20 protein-coding genes are annotated in these 24,465 nt (G+C 67.5%); 15 read left to right on the forward strand and 5 right to left on the reverse strand.

Features of this window, described 5'->3' with window-relative positions:
• Positions 1-67 precede the first annotated feature (67 nt).
• Entirely contained in the window at positions 68-1,465 is a 1,398-nt protein-coding gene (locus KXR53_RS07090) for a glutamine synthetase family protein (RefSeq protein ID WP_437374403.1), read from the reverse strand.
• A 195-nt stretch (positions 1,466-1,660) separates the two neighbouring features.
• The gene (locus KXR53_RS07095; protein WP_437374404.1) at positions 1,661-3,139 is read right to left on the reverse strand and encodes an amino acid permease; all 1,479 of its coding nucleotides are present in this window, start codon (positions 3,137-3,139) and stop codon (positions 1,661-1,663) included.
• 208 nt (positions 3,140-3,347) lie between these two features.
• Between KXR53_RS07095 and denD the strand changes: the two genes are divergently transcribed.
• Positions 3,348-4,346, forward strand: a complete 999-nt coding sequence (gene denD, locus KXR53_RS07100; RefSeq protein ID WP_437374405.1) for a D-erythronate dehydrogenase — start codon at positions 3,348-3,350, stop codon at positions 4,344-4,346.
• 45 nt (positions 4,347-4,391) lie between these two features.
• On the opposite strand, the gene KXR53_RS07105 is transcribed toward denD, so the two are convergent.
• Positions 4,392-5,198, reverse strand: coding sequence for an alpha/beta hydrolase (locus KXR53_RS07105; protein ID WP_437374406.1), 807 nt, complete (start codon positions 5,196-5,198; stop codon positions 4,392-4,394).
• Between the two features lie 284 nt (positions 5,199-5,482).
• Here KXR53_RS07105 and KXR53_RS07110 point away from each other — a divergent pair, with 284 nt between their 5' ends.
• The 6 genes from KXR53_RS07110 to KXR53_RS07135 all read left to right on the forward strand — a co-directional run bounded on the left by KXR53_RS07110 (position 5,483) and on the right by KXR53_RS07135 (position 11,690).
• Positions 5,483-6,541: an ABC transporter ATP-binding protein gene (locus KXR53_RS07110; RefSeq protein WP_437374407.1), complete on the forward strand. Its 1,059-nt coding sequence runs from the start codon at positions 5,483-5,485 to the stop codon at positions 6,539-6,541.
• A gap of 45 nt (positions 6,542-6,586) precedes the next feature.
• Positions 6,587-7,903 carry an ABC transporter substrate-binding protein gene (locus KXR53_RS07115; protein WP_437374408.1) on the forward strand — a complete coding sequence of 439 codons (1,317 nt, stop codon included), beginning with the start codon at positions 6,587-6,589 and terminating at the stop codon, positions 7,901-7,903.
• Between the two features lie 148 nt (positions 7,904-8,051).
• A complete protein-coding gene (locus tag KXR53_RS07120; protein ID WP_437374409.1) occupies positions 8,052-8,828 on the forward strand; it encodes a pentapeptide repeat-containing protein in 777 nt (258 codons plus the stop codon).
• Positions 8,829-8,933: 105 nt separating this feature from the next.
• Complete coding sequence (locus KXR53_RS07125; protein WP_437374410.1) at positions 8,934-9,875, forward strand: carbohydrate ABC transporter permease; 942 nt, start codon at positions 8,934-8,936, stop codon at positions 9,873-9,875.
• Positions 9,875-10,759, forward strand: a complete 885-nt coding sequence (locus KXR53_RS07130) for a carbohydrate ABC transporter permease (protein WP_437374411.1) — start codon at positions 9,875-9,877, stop codon at positions 10,757-10,759. The genes KXR53_RS07125 and KXR53_RS07130 overlap by 1 nt, the downstream gene beginning before the upstream one ends.
• Positions 10,760-10,784: 25 nt before the next feature.
• Positions 10,785-11,690, forward strand: a complete 906-nt coding sequence (locus KXR53_RS07135) for an alpha/beta fold hydrolase (RefSeq protein WP_437374412.1) — start codon at positions 10,785-10,787, stop codon at positions 11,688-11,690.
• Positions 11,691-11,834: 144 nt separating this feature from the next.
• On the opposite strand, the gene KXR53_RS07140 is transcribed toward KXR53_RS07135, so the two are convergent.
• Positions 11,835-12,581, reverse strand: a complete 747-nt coding sequence (locus KXR53_RS07140) for a DsbA family protein (RefSeq protein ID WP_437374413.1) — start codon at positions 12,579-12,581, stop codon at positions 11,835-11,837.
• Between the two features lie 102 nt (positions 12,582-12,683).
• Positions 12,684-14,021 (reverse strand): M48 family metalloprotease, encoded by a 1,338-nt coding sequence (locus KXR53_RS07145; protein WP_437374414.1) that lies wholly within the window; start codon positions 14,019-14,021, stop codon positions 12,684-12,686.
• Between the two features lie 111 nt (positions 14,022-14,132).
• Here KXR53_RS07145 and KXR53_RS07150 point away from each other — a divergent pair, with 111 nt between their 5' ends.
• From KXR53_RS07150 to KXR53_RS07185, 8 genes are all read left to right on the forward strand, one after another.
• Complete coding sequence (locus KXR53_RS07150) at positions 14,133-15,275, forward strand: aminotransferase class I/II-fold pyridoxal phosphate-dependent enzyme (protein WP_437374415.1); 1,143 nt, start codon at positions 14,133-14,135, stop codon at positions 15,273-15,275.
• Positions 15,276-16,046: a monofunctional biosynthetic peptidoglycan transglycosylase gene (mtgA, locus tag KXR53_RS07155; RefSeq protein ID WP_437374416.1), complete on the forward strand. Its 771-nt coding sequence runs from the start codon at positions 15,276-15,278 to the stop codon at positions 16,044-16,046.
• A gap of 134 nt (positions 16,047-16,180) precedes the next feature.
• Positions 16,181-17,674, forward strand: coding sequence for a hypothetical protein (locus KXR53_RS07160; protein WP_437374417.1), 1,494 nt, complete (start codon positions 16,181-16,183; stop codon positions 17,672-17,674).
• Positions 17,637-18,470, forward strand: coding sequence for a hypothetical protein (locus KXR53_RS07165; protein ID WP_437374418.1), 834 nt, complete (start codon positions 17,637-17,639; stop codon positions 18,468-18,470). Before KXR53_RS07160 ends, KXR53_RS07165 begins: the two co-directional genes overlap by 38 nt.
• Entirely contained in the window at positions 18,467-19,570 is a 1,104-nt protein-coding gene (locus KXR53_RS07170) for a hypothetical protein (RefSeq protein ID WP_437374419.1), read from the forward strand. The genes KXR53_RS07165 and KXR53_RS07170 overlap by 4 nt, the downstream gene beginning before the upstream one ends.
• Positions 19,567-20,598, forward strand: coding sequence for an OmpA/MotB family protein (locus tag KXR53_RS07175; RefSeq protein WP_437374420.1), 1,032 nt, complete (start codon positions 19,567-19,569; stop codon positions 20,596-20,598). The genes KXR53_RS07170 and KXR53_RS07175 overlap by 4 nt, the downstream gene beginning before the upstream one ends.
• Before the next feature lie 216 nt (positions 20,599-20,814).
• Positions 20,815-23,172 carry a xanthine dehydrogenase family protein molybdopterin-binding subunit gene (locus tag KXR53_RS07180; RefSeq protein ID WP_437374421.1) on the forward strand — a complete coding sequence of 786 codons (2,358 nt, stop codon included), beginning with the start codon at positions 20,815-20,817 and terminating at the stop codon, positions 23,170-23,172.
• A 128-nt stretch (positions 23,173-23,300) separates the two neighbouring features.
• A complete protein-coding gene (locus tag KXR53_RS07185) occupies positions 23,301-24,386 on the forward strand; it encodes a substrate-binding domain-containing protein (RefSeq protein ID WP_437374422.1) in 1,086 nt (361 codons plus the stop codon).
• Positions 24,387-24,465 lie beyond the last annotated feature (79 nt).

A 24,465-nucleotide genomic window follows, 5' to 3' on the forward strand; every position in this document is an offset into this window, starting at 1 on the left:
TTGCTTCGTCGGCTTCGCCTCCTCGCAATGACGGGGAGGGGTTATGCCACCGGCGTCAGGCTCCGGATCAGATGATCTCGAAGTACCGTGCCAGTTCCCAATCGGTGATGTGCTTGCGGAATTCGCGCTCCTCCCATTCGCGGGTGGCGGCGAAGTGCTCGACCCATTCGTCGCCGAACAGGGCGCGCGCCGGCTTCGAGGCGCGCAGCCGCTGCGCCGCCTCCCACAGGGTGCGCGGCAGCTCCATCTTGCGCGGGAAGGTCTTGGCGTAGGCGTTGCCCTGGACCGGCGGGCCCAGCTCCAGCTTCCGCTCGATGCCCCACAGCCCGGCGCCCAGCGCCGCGGCCAGGACGATGTAGGGGTTGGCGTCGGCGGCGGCGATGCGGAACTCGACCCGCTGGCTCTTCGGCCCGCCCTGGATCACCCGCAGCGCCGTGGTCCGGTTCTCCACCCCCCAGGTCGCCGAGGTCGGCGCCCAGAAGCCCGGGATCAGCCGGGAATAGGCGTTCACCGTCTGCGCGATCATGGCCAGGAACTCCGGCATCAGCGCCTTCTGGCCGGCCACGAAATGGCGCATCGTCGCGCTCATCCCATGCGGGTCCTTCGGGTCGTGGAAGGCCGGCTTGCCCTTGGCGTCGACCAGCGACATGTGGATGTGGCCGCTCTGCCCCGGCACCTCGTTCGACCACTTCGACATGAAGGTGGCCATCAGGTTGTTGCGCTGGGCGATGACCTTGGTGAAGGTCCGGAAGATCGTCGCCTTGTCGGCGGCGGCCAGGCCGTCATCGACCGCGATCGCCGCCTCCAGCACGCCGGGCCCCGTCTCGGTGTGCAGCCCCTCGATCTCGCAGTCCAGCGCCTGCATGGTGCCGAGCAGCTCGTGGTACAGGTCCGACCACACCGAGCTGCGCAGCACCGAATAGCCGAAGAAGCCGGGCGTCAGGCTGGTCAGGTTGCGGTAGTGCTTCTCGCGCACCGAATGCGGCGTCTCGTCGAACAGGAAGAATTCGTATTCGAACGCCGCCTTCAGGCCGAAGCCCATGTCCTTCGCCTTGTCCAGCATCCGGCGCAGCAGGGCGCGCGGGCACACCGCCTCGGCCTGATCGGCCAGCTCGCACAGGAAGAAGGGCAGGCCGTTCTCGAAGGGCAGGCGGCGCATCGTCTCCGGCAGGATGCGCACCGGCGCGTCCGGATAGGCGGTGTGCCAGCCGGTGTAGCGGACGTTGTCGTAGAGCTGGTCGTGGCTGTCCCAGCCGACGATCACGTCGCAGAAGCCGAAGCCCTTCTCCAGTGCCGACAGGAATTTGTCGCGGGAGATGTACTTGCCGCGCAGGATGCCATCGACATCGGTCAGCGCCACCTTGACGTGGCTGTAGTCGCTCTCTTCGACCAATTTGCGGGCATCATTGGCCGTGATGGGGGCCGCGGTCACGGGGGCCGCGGCCCGGGTGGTGGGTTGCGCCATGATGTCTCGAAGTCTCCCGTTTCCTGTCGCCCGCTGTTGCGTCCGGTCTGGCCGGTGCGGGTTGTGATCTCTTGCAGTCCTATTCTGAGCACGCCGAGCGAAGCGGCGGCAAGAGAGGCTGCGACGCCTCCTGATGCCGGATGATCTATATTGAAATGGCCGGGGAGGGGCCGCGCCGGCCCCTCCCCAAACCCATCAGTGCGACTCGTAGGCTGCCTTGCCGCGCTCGAGCGCGAACTTCTCTTCCGGCGACAGCACCAGCTTGTGCCGGCCCCAGATCAGGAAGTAGGCGACCCCGATCAGGATCCAGATGGCGACCGGCAGCACTGCCTGGCGATAGGCGGCGTCCTGCATCTGGAAGCCCAGAGTCACGATCGCGATGGCGGCCGTCAGCACCGCGCCGGGGATGCCCAGCGGGCTGCGATAGGGCCGTTCGATATGCGGCAGCCGGACCCTCAGGACGATGAAGGAGATCGCCTGCAGCAGGTACGACAGCATCGCCCCGAACACCGCCATGTTCAGCAGCGTCGTGCCGATCACCGTGGTGGCCACGCTGGTATCCGTGGTGAGCCAGATCACGATCATCACCGTGAAGCCGACCACCGCGCCCGCGATCAGGGCGAGGTGCGGGGTCTTGCGCGTGCCGTGCGTGACCGACAGGCCGCGCGGGAAGTAGCCGGCCCGCGACAGCGAATAGATCTGCCGGCCGAAGGCGAAGATGATGGTGTGGAAGCTGGCGACCAGGCCGATCACCGCGGCCAGGGCCAGCAGCTTCGCCAGCCCCTCGCCGTAGAAGGCGCGGAAGCCGTCCAGGATCGGCTCTCCCGACGATCCCATCGTGGCCGCGCCGCCGCCGACGCCGGCCACCAGGAACAGGGTCAGGAAGGCGGTCAGGATCAGCGTGAACATGCCCAGCAGGATGCCTTTTGGCATGTCCCGCTTCGGGTCGTGACTTTCCTCCGCCGCCAGGGGCAGCTGCTCGATCGCCAGGAAGAACCAGACGGCGAAGGGCATGGCCTTGAGGATGCCTTCGACGCCGAGAGGCAGCCAGGCGGAGTTGCCCTCGGCCGGCGGGATGTTCAGCGCCAGCGCCATGTCGAAATACGGCACGGCGCTGATCCAGTAGATCGCCAGCACCAGCAGCGCCAGCACCGTGACCAGCACCGAGACGCGGAAGGACATCTCCACGCCGACGATGTTGAGGCCGACGAACAGCAGGTAGAAGCCGGCCCACCACAGCGGCATGGCGGCGGCCGGCGTCTCGAAGATGCTGCCCATATAGGTGCTGATGAAGAATACGATCACCGCGGGGGTGAGGATGTATTCGACATTCTCGGTCAGGCCGGTGATGAAGCCGGCCCAGGGCCCCATGGCGGAGCGGGCGAAGGAGTAGGCTCCGCCCGTATGCGGCATCGCCGGCGACATCTCGGCCAGGCTGAAGGTCAGGCCGAGATACATGATCATGATGATGATCGTGGCATAGAACAGGCCGCCGAAGCCGCCGGCGCCGAGACCGAAATTCCAGCCGGAGAAGTCGCCGGAGATCACGGCGCCGACCCCGAGGGCCCAGAGCGAGGCGACCCCAGCGTATCGTTTCAGGCCGCGCTTCTCGAAATAGCTGCGGTCGACCGTCTCGTAGCGGACGGCGCCGGTCTGCGCGCTCCCAGTCGGCACGACCTCGGTCTGCGCGCCCGTTGACTCTTGATTTGTCATACAAACGCCCCCCTTATTGATCCACGGCCAGCGTGGACTCCTCGATCAGACACCCGATGGGGGAGGTTTCACAAGGTCCGCTGAGAAAACGGGCGTCGCCGCGGGCGGCGGTCTATTGTGGTGTTGGGCCGTCGGGGCATGCCCGGCGGCAGCGGAGGAGCGTTCGGACATGAAGGTCGTCATCACCGGTGGTCTCGGTTTCGTCGGGCTGAACCTGGCCCGGGCGCTGCTGAAGCGGGGCAGCCTCACCGGCATCTCCGGCCAGCAGGAGCCGATCGACGCGATCACACTGTTCGACATGGCGGCGCCGGCGGAGCGTCCGGCCGGTCTCGACGACCGGGTGTCGATCGTCACCGGCGACATCTCCGACCGCGCCACCGTCTTCGGCCTGGTCGACCGCGACGACATCTCGGTGTTCCACCTCGCCTCGATCCTGTCGGGCGGCGGCGAGAAGGATTTCGACCTCGCGCTCAAGGTCAATCTCGACGGCGGGCTGAACGTGTTCGAGGCGGTGCGGGCCCGCAAGGGCGGGGCGCAGCGCCTGGTCGCCGCCAGCTCGATCGCCGTGTTCGGCGGCTCGGTGATGCCGAAGGTCGTCACGGACGAGACCAAGCAGACCAGCCAGACCACCTACGGCATCACCAAGACGATCTGCGAGCTGCTGGTCAACGACTACAGCCGCAAGGGCTTCTTCGACGGCCGCTCGGCCCGGCTGCCGACCATCTTCATCCGCCCGGGCAAGCCGAACTCCGCCGCCTCCAGCTTCTGCTCCGGCGTGTTCCGCGAGCCGCTGAACGGCGAGGAATGCGTGCTGCCGGTGACCCGGGCGCAGCTGCCGATGCTGGGCTACCGCAACTGCATCGCCAGCTTCATCGGCCTGCACGAGGCGCCGGCCTCGGCCCTGGGCGACGACCGCGCCGTCAACCTGCCGAGCCGCGCCTACACGATCGAGGATATGGTTGCCGCGGTGAAGCGGGTGGCCGAGAAGTACCAGATCACGCTGGGGCCGATCACCACGAAGCCGGACCCGGTGATCCAGGCGATCGTCGACGGCTGGGCCACCGACGCCTCCTGGGACCGCGCCCGCGCGCTCGGCCTGCCGATCGACGAGAGCATCGACCGGGTGGTCGAGGACTATATCGAGGACTTCCTGCCCAACCGGCGTTGATGGCGGCGGCCGGGACGGGGCGGACCCGACCCGGCCCGCCTCGCGTCATGCCGCGCCGGCCGCCTCCAGGATCAGCGCCGTGATCTCCTGGGGATGCGAGACGATGCCGAGATGGCTCGACGGCAGCTCGATCGTGGTCGCGTTCATGCGCCTGGCCATGAAGCGTTGCAGGTCGGGGTTGATCGTCCGGTCCTGGGCCGAGACCTGGTAGAAGCTCGGCTTCGACCGCCACGCCGCCTGCGTCACCTTGGCCGTGAACAGCGTGTCGGAGACGCGGCCCTGAACGGCGTACAACACGCGCGCCTTCGCCGGGTCGACATCGCCGGCGAAGTCGCGCAGGAACGCTTCTTCGCCCAGCCAGGCATAGCCGCCGGCATGGACCAGGCCGGCGCTCGCCGGTGGGGTCGGGTAGGTCTTGGCCAGCGCCGTGTAGTCCTCGTCCGCGTCCGGCGCGCGGGCGGAGCAATAGACCAGGGCCGAGACCTTCGGATGCACGCCGGTCTGGGTGATCACCTCGCCGGCATAGGAGTGGCCGACCAGCACGGTCGGGCCGTCCTGCAGGTCCAGGATGCGCTGGGTGAAGGCGCAGTCCTCGGCCAGCGACTGCAGCGGGTTCTGCACCGCCGTCACAGTCAGCCCGGCCTGCTGCAGCCGGGGGATGATCTCCACCCAGCAGGACCCGTCGGCATAGGCGCCATGAACCAGCACGACGTTGCGGGCGCGGGGCACGGCGACCGGCGCGGCCGGTGCGGCCGCCGCCGCGGCGCGGGCATGGCCCGCCGCCAGCACGGCCGCACCGCCGGCGGCGGCCAGGCCCATCAGGAACTCACGGCGATCGATCGCGTTCAGCATGGTTTTCTCCGCAAGGCAGGGCACTTCCGGCTCGTCCGGAAGCGACGCTCGATCGCCTCTGTATGTAGAGTGCGTTGTTGAGCGGCATCTGTGTATTCGGATGCGGCCACGGACCCGTTTCATGAATATTTTTTTCGGTTCCTGAGCCGCTTAGGGATTCCGGCGTCGCCGATCCCAAATCGTCGGACCATACGGCCGAATCCGTTTGACCCGTCCGGGCCATCCGCTACGCTCTCCGGCAACAATCGGCGGCCGCAGCCGCCGACAGCAGACAGGGAGGACAGATGGCGTCGGTCTCGATCCGCGGTGTCACCAAGAGCTTCGGCGCCGTACCCATCATCCATGGCGTCGACATCGAGATCGGCGATCATGAATTCGTGGCCCTGGTCGGCCCTTCCGGCTGCGGCAAGTCCACCCTGCTGCGCATGATCGCGGGGCTGGAGCGCATCACCGGCGGCGAGATCGCGATATCCGGCCGCCGCATCAACGATGTCCCGCCGAAGGAGCGGGACATCGCCATGGTGTTCCAGAACTACGCGCTCTATCCGCATATGACGGTGCGGGACAACATGGCCTTCGCCCTGATGCTGGCCAAGACCGACAAGGCCGAGATCGATCGGGCGGTCGGGGAGGCCGCCGGCATCCTCGGCCTCTCGGCGCTGCTCGACCGCTATCCGCGCCAGCTCTCCGGCGGCCAGCGCCAGCGCGTCGCCATGGGTCGCGCCATCGTGCGCAACCCGCAGGTGTTCCTGTTCGACGAGCCCCTGTCGAATCTCGACGCGAAGCTGCGGGTGCAGATGCGCACCGAGATAAAGCTGCTGCACCAGCGGCTGAAGACCACTTCGATCTACGTCACCCACGACCAGGTCGAGGCCATGACCATGGCCGACCAGATCGTGGTGATGCGCGACGGGCGGGTGGAGCAGGCGGGCGCGCCGCTGGAGCTCTACGACAACCCCGTCAACGTCTTCGTCGCCGGCTTCATCGGCTCGCCGGCCATGAACTTCATCGACGGCACGGTGGCGGATGGCGGCGTCCGCGCCGGCGACGGCACGCTGCTGCCGCTGCCGCCGAATGCCTCGGTCGAGGCCGGGCGGCGGGTCCGCTACGGCGTGCGGCCGTCGCATCTGCGCGTCGCCGCCGACGGCGCCGGTCTGCCGACCGAGGTCGAGGTGGTCGAGCCGACCGGCGACGACACCTTCGTCTATGGCCGCATGGCGGGGCAGGAGATCTGCGCCATGTTCGGCGAACGCCAATCCTTCGGCCCGGGCGACATGATCCGGCTGCAGCCCGATGTGGGGCGCATCCATCTGTTCGACGCGGAGACCGAACGCCGCCTGTGACGGCGGCTGGACCCTTCAGAACAAAGACATGACGGGAGAGGAAACATGGCTGAGTTCACGCGGCGTGGCATCCTGAAGGCGGGGGCGGGGCTGGCGGCCGCCGGCGCCCTCGGCACCTCCGGATTGGTCCGGCCGGCCCACGCCCAGGACCTGTCCTACACGCCGGAATCGGGCGCGTCGCTGCGGGTGCTGCGCTGGGCCAAGTTCGTGCAGGGCGACGAGACCCAGTGGCTCGCCAACACCAAGGCGTTCAGCGATAAATACGGCGTTCCGGTCCGGGTCGACAGCGAGGGCTGGGAGGACATCCGGCCGAAGGCGGCGGTCGCCGCCAATGTCGGCAGCGGGCCGGACATCGTGCTGGTCTGGTTCGACGACGCCCAGCTCTATCCCGACAAGCTGCTCGACGTCACCGAGCTCGCCACCTATCTCGGCAACAAATACGGCGGCTGGTACGAGGGCCTGCAGGGCTATGCCCAGCGCGACGGCAAGTTCATCGGCCTGCCGCTGGCCGCGATCGGCAACGCCATCTGCTACCGCGAGAGCTGGGTGAAAGAGGCCGGCTTCTCCGAATTCCCGAAGGACACCGACGGCTTCCTGGCGCTGTGCCGCAAGCTGAAGGAGATCGGCCACCCGGCCGGCTTCACCCTCGGCAACGCGGTCGGCGACGGCAACAATTTCGGCCATTGGATCATGTGGAGCCATGGCGGCAGGATGGTCGACGAGCAGGGCAACGTCGTCATCAACAGCCCGGAGACGATCGCCGGGCTGAAATATGCGGCCGAGCTGTACAAGACCTTCATCCCCGGCACCGAGGCCTGGCTCGACAGCAACAACAACCGGGCGTTCCTGGCCGGCGAGGTCGCGATGACCGCAAACGGCGTGTCGCTCTACTACGCCGCCAAGAACGACGCCAATCTGAAGGAGATGGCGAAGGATATCCGCTGCGTGCCGCTGCCGGTCGGTCCGGTCGGCAGGCCGGTCGAGCTGTGCCAGACCACCTCGGCGGTGGTGTTCAACTACACCAAGTACCCGAACGCGGCGAAGGAGTACCTGCGCTTCATGTGGGAGAAGGAGCAGTTCTTCCCCTGGATGGAGCAGTCGAGCGGCTATTGCTGCCAGCCGCTGAAGGGCTATGCCGACCACCCGACCTGGAAGGCCGACCCGAACCACGCCGCCTATGCCGGCGCGTCGGAGCGGCTGCGCACGAACGGCTATGCCGGTCCCCTGGGCTACGCGTCAGCGGCGGCGATGGCGGACTACATCGTCGTCAACATGGTCGCCGAAGCCGCCACCGGCCAGCGCACGCCGGAGGAGGCGGCCGCGCGGGCCCAGAAGCGGGCAGAGCGGTACTATCGGGTGTAGCGGCGGGCGGTCGTTTTTGATCCCTGCCCCCTCATCGTCATGGCGAGGCGCGAAGCGCCGTGGCCATCCAGGAGTCCGTGCCGCTGGATGGCCACGCCCCTGCGGGGCTCGCCATGACGATTTGGTAGGTTCGCCTCGAGGAGGGAGGATGGTGTTCGGCGGTCGGGTCGTGCTGGCGACACTGCTTCTGGCCCTGGCCGTGCCGGCGCGGGGTGCCGATCTGACGCGGGACCAGGTCGTCGCGATGCTGGCCCGCGGCTCCCCCGCCGCACCAGCCGATCTCTCCGGCCGGTCGCTGGAGAAGGTCGACCTCAGCGGTCTCGACCTGTCGGGGGTGAAGCTCGCCGGTGCCAACCTGTTCGCGGCCAAGCTCGAAAACGCCAACCTGACCGGGGCCGACCTGTCGGGCGCCAATCTCGGCCTCGCCTGGGTGATCCGGGCGAACTTCACCGATGCCGACCTGTCCGGCGCGAATGTCCAGGGGCTGGTGGTCTCCTCGGGCCTCCAGACCAACCCGGCCGAAGCCCCCGTCTTCACCCGCACGAAGTTCGTCGGTGCGCGGGTGATCGCCCGCTTCGGCGGCTTCGACCTGCGCGGCGCCGATTTCACCGATGCCAGGCTCGGGGTCGACATGCGCAATCAATCGATGGGCATCATGCGCGCCGACTTCTCGGGCACGAGGCTGGACGGCGCCAACTTCACCCGCGCCGATCTCGGGCGCGCCTGGTTCCGTTTCGCCAAGCTGCAAGGGGCCCGGTTCACCGGGGCCAGCCTGCTGCACGCCGATTTCTCCGGCGCCGACCTGACCGGGGCGGATCTCACCGGCGCCGACGCCACCGGCGCCGATTTCGGTGCGGCGATCCTGACCGGCGTCACCGGTCTCGACACGGTCAAGGGGCTGGATCCTGCGATCCCCCACCAGTAGCGCCGAAGGCGGGTAGACCGGGGCGCAATATGACGGGCATATTCAGTCCGGCTTGAGGCCGAGCCGGGCCGCCCGAAGAAGGCGGCCGGACACTGTGGAGGAATGATGTCGATCGCACAGCGAAGATCGCCGCCCTATGCCGCCTCCTGGACGGCCAGGATGATGGAAAGCCGCAACGCGCTGGGGCTGGCCTTCCTGCTGCCGGCCGCAGCGATCCTGCTGCTGTTCCTGACCTATCCGCTCGGCCTCGGGGTCTATCTCGGCTTCACCGACACGCGCCTCGGCCGGCCCGGCATCTGGATCGGCATCGAGAACTACGAATTCCTCTATGAGGATTCGATCTTCTGGCTCTCCGTGTTCAACACCATCCTCTACACGGCCGTCGCCAGCATCTTCAAATTCGTTCTCGGTATGTGGCTGGCGCTGCTGCTGAACCGGCACCTCCCGTTCAAGGCCTTCCTGCGCGCCATCGTGCTGCTGCCCTGGGTGGTGCCGACGGTGCTGTCGGGCATCGCCTTCTGGTGGATCTACGACGCCCAGTTCTCGGTGATCTCCTGGGCCCTGATCCAGCTGGGGCTGATCGACGCGCCGATCAACTTTCTGGGCGACGTCGCCAACGCCCGCACCTCGGTGATCGCCGCCAATATCTGGCGCGGCATCCCCTTCGTCGCGATCTGCCTCCTGGCCGGGCTGCAGACCATCCCGCAGTCGCTGTACGAGGCGGCGGTGCTGGACGGCGCCACGAATTGGCAGCGCTTCCGCTGGATCACCCTGCCGATGCTGTCGCCGATCATCGCGGTGGTGATGACCTTCTCGGTGCTGTTCACCTTCACCGACTTCCAGCTGATCTATGTGCTGACCCGCGGCGGGCCGCTCAATGCCACCCATCTGATGGCGACGCTGTCCTTCCAGCGCGCCATCCCCGGCGGCCAGCTGGGGGAGGGGGCGGCGATCGCCTCGGCCATGATCCCGTTCCTGCTGGCGGCGGTGATGTTCAGCTATTTCGGCCTGCAGCGGCAGCGCTGGCAGCAGGGAGGGCGCGACTGATGGCGATCAAGAGCGATGTGGTCGCCGATGAAGGCGGCATGGGCTATCTCGAAAAGCTGCCGCGCCGGGTGGTGACGGTCTATCTGCCGCTCGCGGTGTTCGTCTTCGTGCTGCTGTTCCCCTTCTATTGGATGGGGATCACCTCGATCAAATCGAACGCCGAGCTCTACAACTACAAGGACTATAACCCGCTCTGGGTGGCCGAGCCGACGCTGCGGCACATCCAGTTCCTGCTGTTCGAGACCTCCTATCCCGCCTGGCTGTGGAACACGATGGTGATCGCGGTCGGGTCGACCGTGCTCGCGCTGGTCTGCTCCGTCCTCGCCGCCTATGCGATCGAGCGGCTGCGCTTCACCGGGGCGCGTTTCGTCGGCCTCGCCATTTTCCTGGCCTATCTGGTGCCGCCCTCGATCCTGTTCATCCCGTTGGCGGTCCAGCTCGGCGGGCTCGGCCTCCTGAACAGCCAATGGGCGCTGATCCTGACCTATCCGACCTTCCTGGTGCCGTTCTGCACCTGGCTGCTGATGGGCTATTTCCGCTCGATCCCCTACGAGCTGGAGGAATGCGCCATCATCGACGGCGCCTCGCGGCTGCAGATCCTGCGCCGGATCACCCTGCCGCTGGCGGTGCCCGGGCTGATCTCGGCCGGGATCTTCGCCTTCACCCTGTCCTGGAACGAGTTCATCTACGCCCTGACCTTCATCTCGGATTCCGAGCGCAAGACCGTGCCGGTCGGGGTCTTGACCGAGCTGGTGCAGGGCGACACCTATCAATGGGGCGCCCTGATGTCCGGCGCCCTCTTGGGCTCGCTGCCGGTGGTGCTGCTCTACTCCTTCTTCGTCGAGCACTACGTCTCCAGCATGACCGGCGCCGTGAAGGAATGATCCCCCCGGGGCGAAGGAGAGTGCCGTGACCCGGACCGCGTCCGTCGACACCCCGCTGCTGCGCGTCGCCTATGAGGAGTCGGGCCCCGCCGGCGGCCGTCCGCTGGTGCTGCTGCACGGCTGGCCGGACCATCTGCGCACCTGGGACCGTGTGCTGCCGGCGCTGCATGACGCCGGGTTCCGCACCCTGGCGCCGAATCTGCGCGGCTTCGGCGGCACCACGTTCCGCGATCCCGGCACCATGCGCTCCGGCCAGCTCTCGGCGCTGGGGCAGGATCTGCTCGATTTCGCCGCGGCGCTGGGCCTGGAGCGCTTCGCCGTGGTCGGGCACGACTGGGGCGCCCGCGCCGCCTACATCGCCAGCGCCCTGGCGCCGGAGCGGATCTCGCATTGCGTCGCGCTGTCGGTCGGCTGGGGCACCAACGCGCCCGACCAGGAGCTCAGCCTGACCCAGGTCCAGAACTATTGGTACCACTGGTACATGGCGCTCGACCGCGGCGCCGATCTGGTGCGCAACGACCGCCGTGGCTTCACCCGCTACATCTGGCGGATCTGGACCCCGGCCTGGAATCTGCCTGAGGAGGAGTTCGAGGCCACGGCCGCCGCCTTCGACAATCCGGACTGGGCCGAGGTGACGCTGCATTCCTACCGGGTGCGCTGGGGTCTGGCGCCGCGCGACCCGCGCTATGACGACATCGAGGCGCGGCTGGCCGGCGATCTGCAGATCGCGGTCCCGACCCTGGTTTTGCATGGCGGGTCCGACCCCTGCAACGACTGCGCCACCTCGGCCGGGAAGGAGAAGTTCTTCAGCGGCCGCTACGAACGGGACGTGCTACCCGGGATCGGACATTTCCCGCAGCGCGAGGCGCCGAACGCGGTCACCGAGGCCGTCCTGCGGTTCCTCGCTGCAGGGACTGATCCGGGCGCTTAGCGCTCCCATAACCGTCATTGCGAGCGCAGCGAAGCAATCCAGGGGCAGCTCGCGCCGGCCCCTGTATTTGCTTCGTCGCTTTGCTCCTGGCAAATGATGATGGGTTCGCGGCCGCGAACCCAACCTGCACGTCCGCGTCCGGCCTCAGCCGGCCCGATCCTTGTCGACCTGGCTCTTCAGCGCGTCGTAGCCGACGGCGCCTGGGATGATCTGGTCATTGATGACGAAGGCGGGCGTGCCCTGCACCCCCAGCGCCTCGGCCAGGTCCATGTTGGCGCGCAGCTCCGCCGCCACCGACGGGTCGTTCATGTCCTGCTTCAGCTTGTCGAGGTCGAGCCCGACCTGCTTGGCGGTGTCGAAGATCACTTGGTCGTTCAGCTGGCCTTTGACGCCCATCAGCTTGCTGTGGAACTCGAGATACTTGCCCTGCTTCTGCGCGGCCAGCGAGGCGCGGGCCGCGGTCACCGAGGCGGGCCCGAGGATCGGGAACTCCTTCAGCACCACGCGCAACCCGCTGTCCTCCTTCACCAGCCGCTCCAGGTCGGGCTGTGAGCGCTTGCAGTAGCCGCACTGGTAGTCGAAGAACTCGACCAGGGTGACGTCGCCCTGAGGGTTGCCGATCACCGGCGAGGATGGGCTGCGGAAGATCTCGTCGGCGCGGCTGGTCAGCATCTTGGCCTGGCTGGCGCGCTCCTCCTGCTCCTTCTTGGCCTGATAGGCGTCCAGCGCCTCGACCACGATCTCCGGATGGGCGCGGATGTAGTCGCGCACGATCTGCTCGATCGCGTCCTTCTGCGCCGGATCGATCGTCTGCTGCGCCTGCACCGAGGGCGCGGCGACCGCCACCGCGGCAAGGACGGCCAGGCTGGCGAGGCGGCTGGGGCGGAGCATCGGAGGATCCTTTCGCTGCAACATCCCTCACTACTCGCCTTTCGCGGCGGGATGATCAAGCGTTACACGGCTCCGGCGACAATTCGACCGTGAGGCCATGCACTAACCCGGCCGGTCCTCGGCCTCCCGCTGCAGGTCCTGGGCCCGGCGCCAGCCGGGAGAGCCGCGCGGCAGCAGCTGCAGCGCCCGGTCGACCTGGGCGCGGGCGTTGCGCCGGTCGCCGCGGGCGAGATTGTCCTCGGCCAAGGCCAGGGCCGCCTTGCCCATGTCGCCGACCTTGCCATAGGCGGTGCCCAGCAGCCGCCAGACGATCGGCGGCGTCTTCTCCGGGTCGACGCTGGCCCGCTCCAGGTCGCGGATGGCGCTGCGCAGTTCGGCGTCGGAGCCGCGGTCGATCTTGGTCTGGGCCAGCGGGATCAGCAGCAGCGGCTCGTTCGGCAGCAGGGCCAGGGCGCGCTCGTAATAGGGCCGGGCCTCGGCCAGGCGCCCGGTCTCCAGGAGGATCTGGCCCCGCAGCTCGAGGAAATAGGGGTTGCGCGGCTCCGCCTTGATCAGCGCGTCGGTGCGGCTGAGCGCGTCGGCGAAGATGTTGTTGCGATAGGCGGCAATCGCCCGGGCGTATTGGGCGGGAATGCTGGTGTCGCTCGGCGGATAGACCCGCGCCACGGCCTGCGGCTGGGTGAAGCCGAACAGCTTGGCCCGCATCCGCGCGAACATGTCGTCGTAGCCCGGCGGCATGGGGCCGCCGCGGATCGGCGACTTGTCCACCGCCGCCTGCACCGCCTCGATCCGGTCCTCGGTCAGCGGATGGGTGCGGGCGTAAGGGGAGCCGGTGGGGCGGGCCAGCTCGGCATCCTGCATGCGCTTCAGGAAGCTCAGCATGCCGTCGGCCGGGATGCCGGCCTGGGCCAGGAAGCGCAGGCCCGCCTGGTCGGCCGAGCTCTCGATCCCGCGGGTGAAGTTGACCATGTTCTGCCGGACCATGTCCTGGGCGGTCACGGCGCCGGCCATGGCGGCGTCGCCGCGCCCGGCCGCGGCGCCGGCGGCGGCGCCCAGCAGCGACCCGATGGTGGCGATCAGCCTGCTGCGCTCCATCTGCTCCGCGCCGCGCGCGAGATGGCCGCCGGCGATGTGCCCGGTCTCGTGCGCCAGCACGCCCAGGAGCTCGCCGGCGTTGCGCGCCTGCAGGATCACCCCGGCGTGGACGAAGAGGTTCTGGCCACCGGCGACGAAGGCGTTCACGTCGTCGTCATTGACCAGGTAGATGCCGACCGCATTCGGGTTCAGCGCCGCCGCCCGGAAGATTGGCGTCATCATCCGGCGGATGCTAGTTTCGATCTCGGCGTCGCGGACCACCGGAATGCGTTGCGCCTGGGCCTCCGCCAGGGGCCCGACGATGACCGCCGCCAGTGCCAGCACCACGATCCGAATGACCTGCATCAACGCTCCGCTCCCCCCGTGTCGGCGATCCGTTTCGCTGGATCATCACGCTAGAGACGGACTGTGTCGACCCGGTGGCGCAATGCCCGCCCCGGCCGAGGGCTGACCGCCATGAAGATCTCCCGCCGCGGCCAGGTGCCGCCCTTCATCGTCATGGATGTGATGACCGCCGCCGCAGCGCGCGAGAAGACGCATGGCGACGTGCTGCATCTCGAGGTCGGCCAGCCCTCGACTCCGGCGCCGGCCGGCGTGCTGGCGGCGGCGCAGGCGGCGCTGCGCGACGACCGGATCGGCTACACCGTGGCGCTCGGCATCCCGCCGCTGCGCCAGGCGATCGCGGCGCATCACGGCCGCGCCTACGGGGTGTCGGTGGCGCCGGAGCAGGTGGTGGTCACCACCGGTTCCTCCGGCGCCTTCCTGCTGGCTTTCCTTGCCGCCTTCGATGTCGGCGACCGGGTGGCGCTGGCGGCGCCGGGCTACCCGGCCTACCGCAACATCCTGACCGCCCTCGGGGTCGAGCCGGTGGAGATCCCGGCCGGGCCGGAGACCCGCTACCAGCCGACGCCGGAGCTGCTGGAGCGCCATGGCGGCAAGCTCGACGGGCTGATCGTCGCCAGCCCGGCCAACCCGACCGGCACCATGCTGTCGCCCGAGGCCCTGGCCGAGCTGACCGCCTATTGCGAGGCCAACGCGATCCGCCTGGTGTCGGACGAGATCTACCATGGCATCACCTACGGCATGGCCACGGCGACGGCGCTGCAGACCAGCCGCAGCGCCATCATCGTCAACAGCTTCTCGAAATACTATTCGATGACCGGCTGGCGCCTCGGCTGGCTGGTGCTGCCGGAGGACCTGCTGCGGCCTGTCGAGTGCCTGGCGCAGAACCTCTACATCTCGCCGCCGACCCTGTCGCAATACGCGGCCGTCGCCGCCTTCGACTGCGGTGAGGAGCTGGATCGCAACGTCGCCCGCTACGCCCGCAACCGCAGCCTGCTGCTGGAGGCGTTGCCGCGCGCCGGCTTCGACCGGCTGGCCCCGGCCGACGGCGCCTTCTACCTCTATGCCGAGATCGGCCACCTGACCAACGACAGCGTCGAGTTCTGCCGGCGCATGCTGGCCGAGACCGGGGTGGCGGCGACGCCGGGCGTCGATTTCGATCCGGTCCGCGGCCACGCGACCATGCGCTTCTCCTTCGCCGGCGCGACCGAGGAGATGGCCGAGGCGGCGGAGCGGCTGCAACGCTGGCTGCGATAGATGGCGCGGGCAGCGCGGCGCCGGGTGTCGTCCCGCTGGCAGCTGCCGCGCCTGCCGCGCCTCGCCCTGCCGGGCTGGCTCGGCCGCTGGTGGGGACGCCGGCGCTGGTGGTCGAAGATCCTGTGGGGGCTCTTCGCCCTCCTGTTCCTGGCGCCGCTGGCGCTGACCCTCGTCTACCGCGTGCTGCCGGTGCCGGCGACGCCGCTGATGGTGATCCGCCTGTTCGAGGGCGAGGGCTGGCACCGCGACTGGGTGGCGTGGGACGACATCGCGCCGGTGATGGCCCGGGCGGCGGTGGCGGCGGAGGACAACCTGTTCTGCCGGCACGACGGCTTCGACTGGGAGTCGATGCGCAAGGCCTGGGACCGCTACCAGTCCGGCATCGGCCGGCTGCGCGGCGGCAGCACCATCTCGATGCAGACGGCGAAGAACGTCTTCCTCTGGGACGGCCGCACCTTCATCCGCAAGGGTTTCGAGGCCTATCTGACGGTGATGATCGAGGCGCTGTGGCCGAAGCGCCGGATCATGGAGGTCTATCTCAACGTGGTCGAGCTCGGCCCCGGCATCTACGGGGTCGAGGCCGCGTCGCAGGCCTATTTCGGCAAGAGCGCGGCGCAGCTCTCGGCGCGCGAGGCGTCGCTGCTGGCTGCGGTGCTGCCCAACCCGCGCGGCTGGTCGGCCGGCAAGCCGTCGCGCTACGTCGCCGGCCGCGCCGCCACCATCCGCGGCCGCATCGGCCAGCTCGGCGACCTGCTGGACTGCGTGGAGTAGCGGGCCGGCGGCAGCGCCTGACCACACGGCCATGACCCCTCATCCTTTCGGCTCTTGGAACGAGGCCGCAATTGACGCACCCTCTTCGACGGTGGATATGTCTGTCCATACGGTGAGCAGATTTGAGTCGGATTATGGGATCGCCACTGAAGTCGTTGACGGCTGTTCTGAATCTGGCGCCAAGCAACATTGACGCTACGACTACGGTATTTCCATCGATCAGCAGTGAATCTATCGCCCGGCGGCTGGATCTCGAGCGGGAGGCGGAGTGCAGAGGCAAGGAGGACTTGCCGCAGACCGATGCCATCGACCTGGATGTTGTGGAGAGCAAGATCGTCGATGAAGTTTCGGAAATACGCCGGGTCGGATTGACCGCCTATGAAAGCGAGATGCGGGTTTACGCGGACCGCATGAGCGGCTTGGACATTGAAGGCAAAGTGTCCGAAATCGACGTCTCGATATCAAACGGCATATCGGCGTTGCGGGAACGGGTGCATATCGGCACGGATCATCTTTACCTTCAGGGCGAAAGACTGAAGCTGCTGCGGGAGGAACTTGAACGGTTCCGCCATCGCCATCGTCTGGACAGAACCGCTCATCTGCCGACATCCGCCAAGCGCCACATCATGCAGGCGGTGATCCTCCTGATGCTGGCCGCGGAGTCGATCATCAACGGCAGCTTCTTCATGGAGTCGAATGAGCTGGGCCTGATCGGCGGTGTGTTCACCGCCTGTACGGTTTCGGCGATCAATATATTCTTTTCTTTTCTGTTCGGAAGAATGGCCATCCAGGTCAATCATCGGAATTGGATCAGGAAATTGGTCGGAGCGGCCGCTTTCCTGGCGTTTCTGGCATTTGCGATCGGATTCAATCTCTTCGTCGCACATTTCAGAGAAGTCGCGGGCCTGGTCAACTGGGAGGCTGCCGCGCGGCAGGCGGCAGGCCAGTTCTGGGCAGACCCGCTCGGCCTGACGATCTTCAACTCATGGATCCTCGTCTTCGTCGGCTTTGCCTTCGCCACGGTGGCCTGGATCGAAGGATACGGATGGGACGACCCCTATCCGGGCTTCGGCAATGTGTGGCGGCGATGGGAGCGTTCGATCGCCGACTATGCGCATGAGAAGGAGATCCTGCTGGAGGAGCTCCGGGACACCAAGGACGAGGTGCTCGAAACCATCAGGAACGCGCGGGCGGATATCGCGTCGCGGGTCAGGAACTACCTCCAGGCGTCCGATTATCGGGATCACCTGCGGCTCGCGCTTCCGGTCTTCCTGGAGCAGACCCAGCAGGCTGCGAATTCCCTCATCGGGCAGTACCGGGAGATCAATCTCTGGCACCGGTCCTCTCCCGCGCCGGAATATTTCGCAAGACCGGTCTCTCTCGCGCAGGTTCAGCCGATCGTCGGCGAGGCGGAGGCGTCCGCCAGGCGGGCGGAGCTGGGGAGCCTCACCGAGCGGGCCGACGCCATCCTCTCGGATCGAACGGCGGAGCTGCTGACGAATTTCGAGGCGGCGTTCGGCGAGTATGAGCGCATCAGCCGATTTGCCAGGGGGTTGAGTGCCCAGGGGTTGAGTGGCAGGGGGTTGAGTGATGGTCGCGAGACGCCGTCGCCTGCGGAAAAGGCGTAGCGCATCGGATTCCGCCAGCCTCTGGAAGGCCGGCCTCATCGCGGCGGCCGCCTGCGCCCTCTTCGCCGGCGGCGCATGGCTCTACGTGGAGGCGGCAAGGGCCAATCCGAAGATCGATCCGGTGACGCTTTGTCCCGCCGGCGGCCCGGCGGGGGTGGCCGCTGTCCTCATCGACACGACGGATGCGCTTTCGCCGGTGCAGCGCATCGACGTCCTCAACAAGCTGCGTGGGCTTCGCGAGGAGCTGCCGCGCGGCTGGCTGGTTGCGGTCTACCCGGTCAAGCCGGCGCCGGAGCCGCAGCCCCGGGCATCGCTGTCGCTGTGCAACCCCGGCCGAGGGGAGGGGCTGAACCAGCTGACGTCGAACCCCGCCCTGGTGGAGAAGCGGTGGCGCGAGGCCTTCGATACGCCTCTCCAGGATCTTCTCGGCAGCCTGGTTTCGGAAGGTCAGGGAACCTCGTCTCCGATCATGGAGACGATCCAATCCGTCGCCGTCGTGGAGTTCGGGGATCCCGACAAGAAGGACCTCCCGAAGCGGCTCGTTTTGGTGTCCGACATGCTTCAGTACAGCCAGAAGTTCTCTCAATACAATGGCCTCAAGACGTTCAGTGAGTTTGTAAAGACGGACGCCTATCGATCTCTGAGGAGCGATCTCAGAGGTGTCGATGTGGAGATACTCTACGTGAATAGAGCGAGCCAGGAGCGGCGCCAGAACGCGGACCATATCGAGTTCTGGACGGATTTCTTTGCCGATGATGGCGCCAGCATAGCGAGAATCGTGAGGATATTCGGATGACCCAGGGCCTGTCAGCGCAGCCGCGCCGAGCCTTCCAGCTCCAGGTCTCCGGCGCGGCCGACAAGATCCTGTTCGCGGGGGCGTTCGCATTGGGGGCCGGCGCCATCATCGCCCTCAAGCTCTACGATGCGAAGCAGTGGGTGATCAGCCTGTTCGTGGCTGCGTGCATGATCGGCTATGTTGTGGTCTGCCTGCGCGCCCAGATCGCCCAGCTCCGCGAGGATATTGTCGCCGACAACGTCTATTATCTGGGGTTCCTGTACACCCTGACCAGCCTGGGGATGGCGCTCTATCAGATTGCGTCGGTCGAGGACGATCGGATCATAGAAGAGCTGCTGTCGAATTTCGGAATCGCCCTCCTGTCGACGATATTGGGGATCTTCCTTCGGGTCATGGTGAGCCAGCTCCGGCGCGACCCGGTGGAGGTCGAGCGGGAGGCCCGTCTCGAACTGATCGAGGCCGCGACAAGGCTCAAGGGCGAGCTTCGCGGGATGATCCTTCAGTTCAACGATTTCCGAACGGAGATGACCCAGATCCTGCGGGAAGGGGCCGAGCTCACGATCACGCATCAGGGCGAGGCGTTGCGGCACTATGGCGAGATGCTCGGAAAGGAAATCCACACCGTCGCGGAGCGGGTCTCGGCCGATCTGGCAGTGCCGCTCGAAAGCGGGGCCCAGGATATCGGGCGGGCGACGGGCGCTCTTCGGTCCCGCGCCGATGAACTGGCCCAGCAGCTGTCCGCATCCGCCGTCGAGCTGAAGAAGGCCACCGGCTCGTTCACCAAGTCGCTGGACGATTCGGCCAGGCGGGCCGCTTCGATGGCCGAGCGCTTTGCCGACGAAACGGGCCGCGTGCACGGCCAGGCGCTCGACCTGTCCGGCACCCTCGTGACCCAGCTCGCGCTGCTCCGGACCGATCTGGGCCGGCTCCGGGACGCGATGGCCCAGAATTCGGAGGCGATGAGCGCCGTCCGCGCCGCCGGCCGCGAGGATGCGGCGACGGTGGCGCAGGCCCTCCGCGAGCTCGGGGCGCGGATCGACCGGGGAGCGGATGCGGAAGGCGAACCGGCGCCATCCAGGAGCTGGTGGTCGCGCTCATGATCGATGATCAGCCGACGCCGAGCCTCCCGCTTTCGGATCGGCGATCCTACCGCCGCGGCGTGATTCTCGGCCTGACCGTGGCCGAATTCTTCCTTCTGCTCTCATTCGTTCTGGTCCTGTCCCTGGCTCTGTTCCTTGCGCGCCAGTCCGGCGACCGGGCAGCGCTGAGAGAGGTTCAGCAGATGCTGGTCGACGCCGGATCGCGGGACAGCGTGCGAACCGTCCTCGACCGCATCGCCATTCTCGAAGAGGGCGTCCGCAGCCGGGATGAGAGGATCGCGGCGTTGCTGGCCGAAAAGGAGAGGGCACGCCCGATTTTGGAAGCAACAGCGGGAATGGACAGGAAGGAGATCGAGAACTTCATCGAGTTGGTGCGGGGAATTTCGTCCAGGAAGCGGAACGGTGAGATCACCGCCGACGAGATCGCCAGAATTGCCGGGAATGCGGATCTGGTCGAGACGGTCCGCGGCATCACCGACTCCTGGGAGGATTCGAACCGCAGGATCGGACAGGCGCTGGAGGCGGAGTTCGGTAAGGATCTGTCACGCTGGAACGCGGAGATCGACGACGACGGCTCCGTGTTCCGTTTCCTGGCCCCCGATGTGCTGTTCGATCAGGGCCGCGCCACCCTGACGCCGGCGTTCAGGGGAACGCTCGCGGATTTCTGTCCAAGATTTCTGCGGCTGCTGCACGAGCGCCGCGACGCGATCGCGGAGATCCGGATCGAGGGGCACACCTCTTCGGAATGGCGGCAGGCCACCGCTGCGAGGGAGGCCTATTTCCTCAACATGGAGCTCTCGCAGGAGCGGACGCGATCCGTGCTGGAGTATTGCCTGGGGCTGGGCGGCGTCGCGCCCGTCGAGGACTGGGCGAGGCATATGCTCGTCGCGGTCGGCATGTCCTCGAGCCGCCCGGTGCTGGACCGCGGCGGCGTCGAGGATTTCGATCGGTCGCGCAGGGTGGAGTTCCGCGTCGTCACCGATGCGGAGGCCCGCATCGGCGAAATCGCTCACCAGCTTTCCCAATAGGCCGGTCAGAGTCGAAGGAATTCAGGCTGGCATCCGGACCGGCCGGACCGCTATCCTGTCCAGGCCTGCGCCCGGCCGGGGAGCGTCGCCGAAACGGTGCCTCCCATCCCGGGCCCCGCCCGTAGTCTGGATTCCACCATCTCTCGAGAGCCAGGGCAGACGCCTCGCCATCGAGCGTGAGCCTTGGTTCCGTCCTCAGCGATCGAGGCTCTGCCGATGAACGATCTCTTCAAGGCCGAGGATTCCGCCGCCCTGCAGTTCGGCATCGGCCAGCCGGTGTCCCGGATGGAGGATCCGGTCCTGCTCCGGGGCGAAGGCCGCTACACCGACGATGTCAGCCTGCCCGGCCAGGCCTATGCCGCCTTCGTGCGCAGCCCCCATGCCCATGGCGTCATCGCCGGCATCGCGACCGAGGCGGCCCGCGCCATGCCGGGTGTGCTCGCGATCTACACGGCGGCCGACCTCGCCCCGATGGGCTACGGGCCGTTGAAGTGTCTGTTCGCGTTCAAGCATCGCGACGGCACGCCGATGACAGTGCCGCTTCGCCACGCGCTGGCATCGGACAAGGTGCGCTTCGTCGGCGACCCGGTCGCGGTCGTGATCGCCGAGACGGCGCACCAAGCGCGCGACGCGGCCGAGGCCGTCGCGCTGGACATCGATCCGCTGCCGGCGGTGATGCGCGTGGCGGAGGCGATCGCGCCCGGGGCGCCGCTTCTCTATGACGATGCGCCCGACAACCTGGTGCTCGACTACCACTACGGCGAGACCGAGAAGGTGGCCGAAGCCTTCGCCAGGGCCGCCCATGTGACGCGGCTCGAGATCCTCAACAACCGCGTCGTCGTCAACGCCATGGAGCCGCGCGCGGCGGTGGCGAGCTACGACGCCGGCACCGGACGCTTTACGGTCTATGCGCCGAGTCAGGGCGTGTTCGGCAAGCGCAACAACCTGGCCGAGGCAATGGGCGTGCCGCCCGACCGGATCCGCCTCATCACCGGCCATGTCGGCGGCTCCTTCGGCATGAAGGGCGCGGTGTTCCCGGAATATGTCTGCCTGCTGCACGCCGCCCGTGAGCTCGACCGGCCGGTGAAGTGGACCGATCAGCGCTCCGACAGCTTCGTCTCCGACCATCACGGCCGGGACATGGAGGTGGTGGCCGAGCTGGCGCTCGATGCCGAAGGGCGCTTCCTCGCCACCCGCTTCACGGGCCACGGCAATCTGGGCGCCTACGTCTCGCAGGTCGGGCCGATGATGACGACGCTCAACATCGCCAAGAACTCGATCGGCATGTACCGGACGCCGCTGGTCGAGGTGAGCACGATCTGCGCCGTCACGAACACTGTCCCGATCGGCGCCTATCGCGGCGCAGGCCGCCCGGAAGGCAACTACTACATGGAGCGGCTGATCGACACGGCCGCCGCCGAGCTCGGCATCGACCGAGTCGAGCTGCGCCGCCGCAACATGGTGGCGCCGGACCAGCTGCCCTGGAAGACCCCGGCCGGCACGGCCTATGACAGCGGCGACTTCCCGGGCCTGCTCGCCCGCGCCATCGAGGCCGCGGACTGGGACGGCTTCCCGACCCGCCGGGAGGAGAGCGCCGCCCGCGGCAAGCTGCGCGGCCGCGGTATCGGCTGCTATCTCGAGGTGACGGCGCCACCCACGAACGAGATGGGCGGCATCCATTTCGAGCCGGACGGCACCGTCACCATCGTCACCGGCACGCTCGACTACGGCCAGGGCCACTGGACGCCTTTCGCCCAGGTCCTGCATTCGAAGCTCGGGATCCCGCTCGACCGCATCCGCCTGGTCCAGGGCGACAGCGACCGTCTGATCGCGGGCGGCGGCACCGGCGGCTCGAAATCCATCATGGCGAGCGGCGCGGCGATCCTGGAGGCGGGTGATCTGGTGATCGAGAAGGGCCGGCAGATCGCCGGCCACCTCCTCGAAGCCGGTGCCTTCGACGTGGAGTTCGGCAACGGCCGCTTCACCGTGGCCGGCACGGATCGCGGCATCGGGCTGATGGAGCTCGCCGGCCAGCTGTCGGCGGGGCTGGAGCTGCCGCCCGACGTGCCGGACTCGCTCGACGTCGACCATGTGTTCCGGCAGGCGCCGTCCGCCTATCCGAATGGCTGCCACATCGCCGAGGTCGAGATCGACCCGGACACCGGGACCACGGAGGTTGTGCGCTATGTGATGGTCAACGACTTCGGCACGCTGGTGAACCCGCTGCTGGTCGAGGGCCAGCTGCATGGCGGCGTCGTGCAGGGCATCGGCCAGGCGCTGATGGAGCGCACCGTCTACGATGCGGAGGGCCAGCTGACCACCGGCTCCTTCGTCGACTACCAGATGCCGCGCGCCGCCGATGCCCCGCCGGTCTTCACCTTCGAGAGCCGTCCTCAGCCCGCCGCGACCAACCCGCTGGGCGCCAAGGGCTGCGGCGAGGCCGGCTGCGCCGGGTCGCTGCCGGCCGTCATGAACGCCGTGGTCGACGCCCTCTCCGGCCTGGGGATCCGCCATGTCGAGATGCCCGCGACGCCGCTCGCGATCTGGGAGCTGATCGCGGCGCGGCGGGCGTGATCCGACCGCGTCCGATTGGGCGCGCAGCACCGGGGCTGGTCAATATGATCCACAAATTGTATATCTAAGACTGAAAATATTACCGGTGTCAGAGACTGCACAACCGGAACAAAATAGGGAGGAATATAATGATGCGTACGCTTCTGACGGGAGCGAGCGCGTTGGCGCTCTTGGGCGCCTTCGGCGGGACTGCGATGGCCCAGACCGGCATGCTGGAGAAGGCCGTCGGCGGCTACACCTTCGACCAGGCGGCGAAGGAGAGCCCGGACACCAAGAACTTCAACAACAAGGATGGCAAACTGACCTTTGCCATCGTCACCCACACCGCCGGCAACGGGTTCTTCGACCCGACCTATGTCGGCGCCAAGGTCGCGGCCGACATGATCGGCGCCAGGCTGCTCATGCTCGGCTCCGAGGCGCCGGTGGACGATATCCCGCGTGAGCTCGAGATCCTCAACCAGATCGTCCAGGACCCGACCATCGACGGCGTCATCATGACGACGCCGCAGGCCGGCGCCTATGACGACCTGGTGCGGACGCTCGAATCCAAGGGCATCCCGGTCGCCACCACCAACAGCTTCGACCCGACGCTCCACAACCGCAGCAGCATCAGCCACACCGGCCAGGATGCTTCGGCGGCCGGCATCGGGGGCGAGGCGATGGCCAAATGCGTCCTCGACTCCGGCGCCAAGAGCGGCACCATCCTGTTCCCGAGCACGACCACGCTCGGCAATGTCGAGGTCAACAACCGCGTCACCGCGGCCTTCGAGGCGACGGTCAAGACGCTGGAGGCCGCCGGGCGCCTGAAGGACTTCAAGATCGATGCCGGGCCGACCAACATCGGCGTCGATGTCGACCAGAACAACGTCACGGGTTCGATCGTCAGCCTGATCGAAAGCCGCGGCGATGTCGTCGGCATCATGGGCAACAACGCCTTCGTCACCCCGGCGATCGGCGACGCCGTGAGCCAGCTGAAGATGGGCGACAAGATCTGCAGCTACGGCTTCGATCTCGGGCCCAAGCAGCTCGAGCAGATCAAGAACGGCAATCTCGACGGCGCGCTCGGCCAGCAGCCGTTCCTGCAGGGCTTCTGGCCGGTGATGCAGCTCTACCTGCAGATCGACCGCGGCGTCGCCGCGGCCGATCTCGACACCAAGGCCCAGCTGGTGACCAACAGCAACGTCGAGAAGGTCGGCAAGCGCTTCGAGAACTGAGAACCGAGAGCCCGTTTGAGAATGCGCTGGCGTGAGTCGGCTGGTGGTAGCTTCGAGACCCGGAGCGCAGCGGACATGA

This window comes from Inquilinus limosus (genome assembly GCF_051487185.1).
GTDB classification, from domain to species: Bacteria; Pseudomonadota; Alphaproteobacteria; order DSM-16000; family Inquilinaceae; genus Inquilinus; species Inquilinus limosus_F.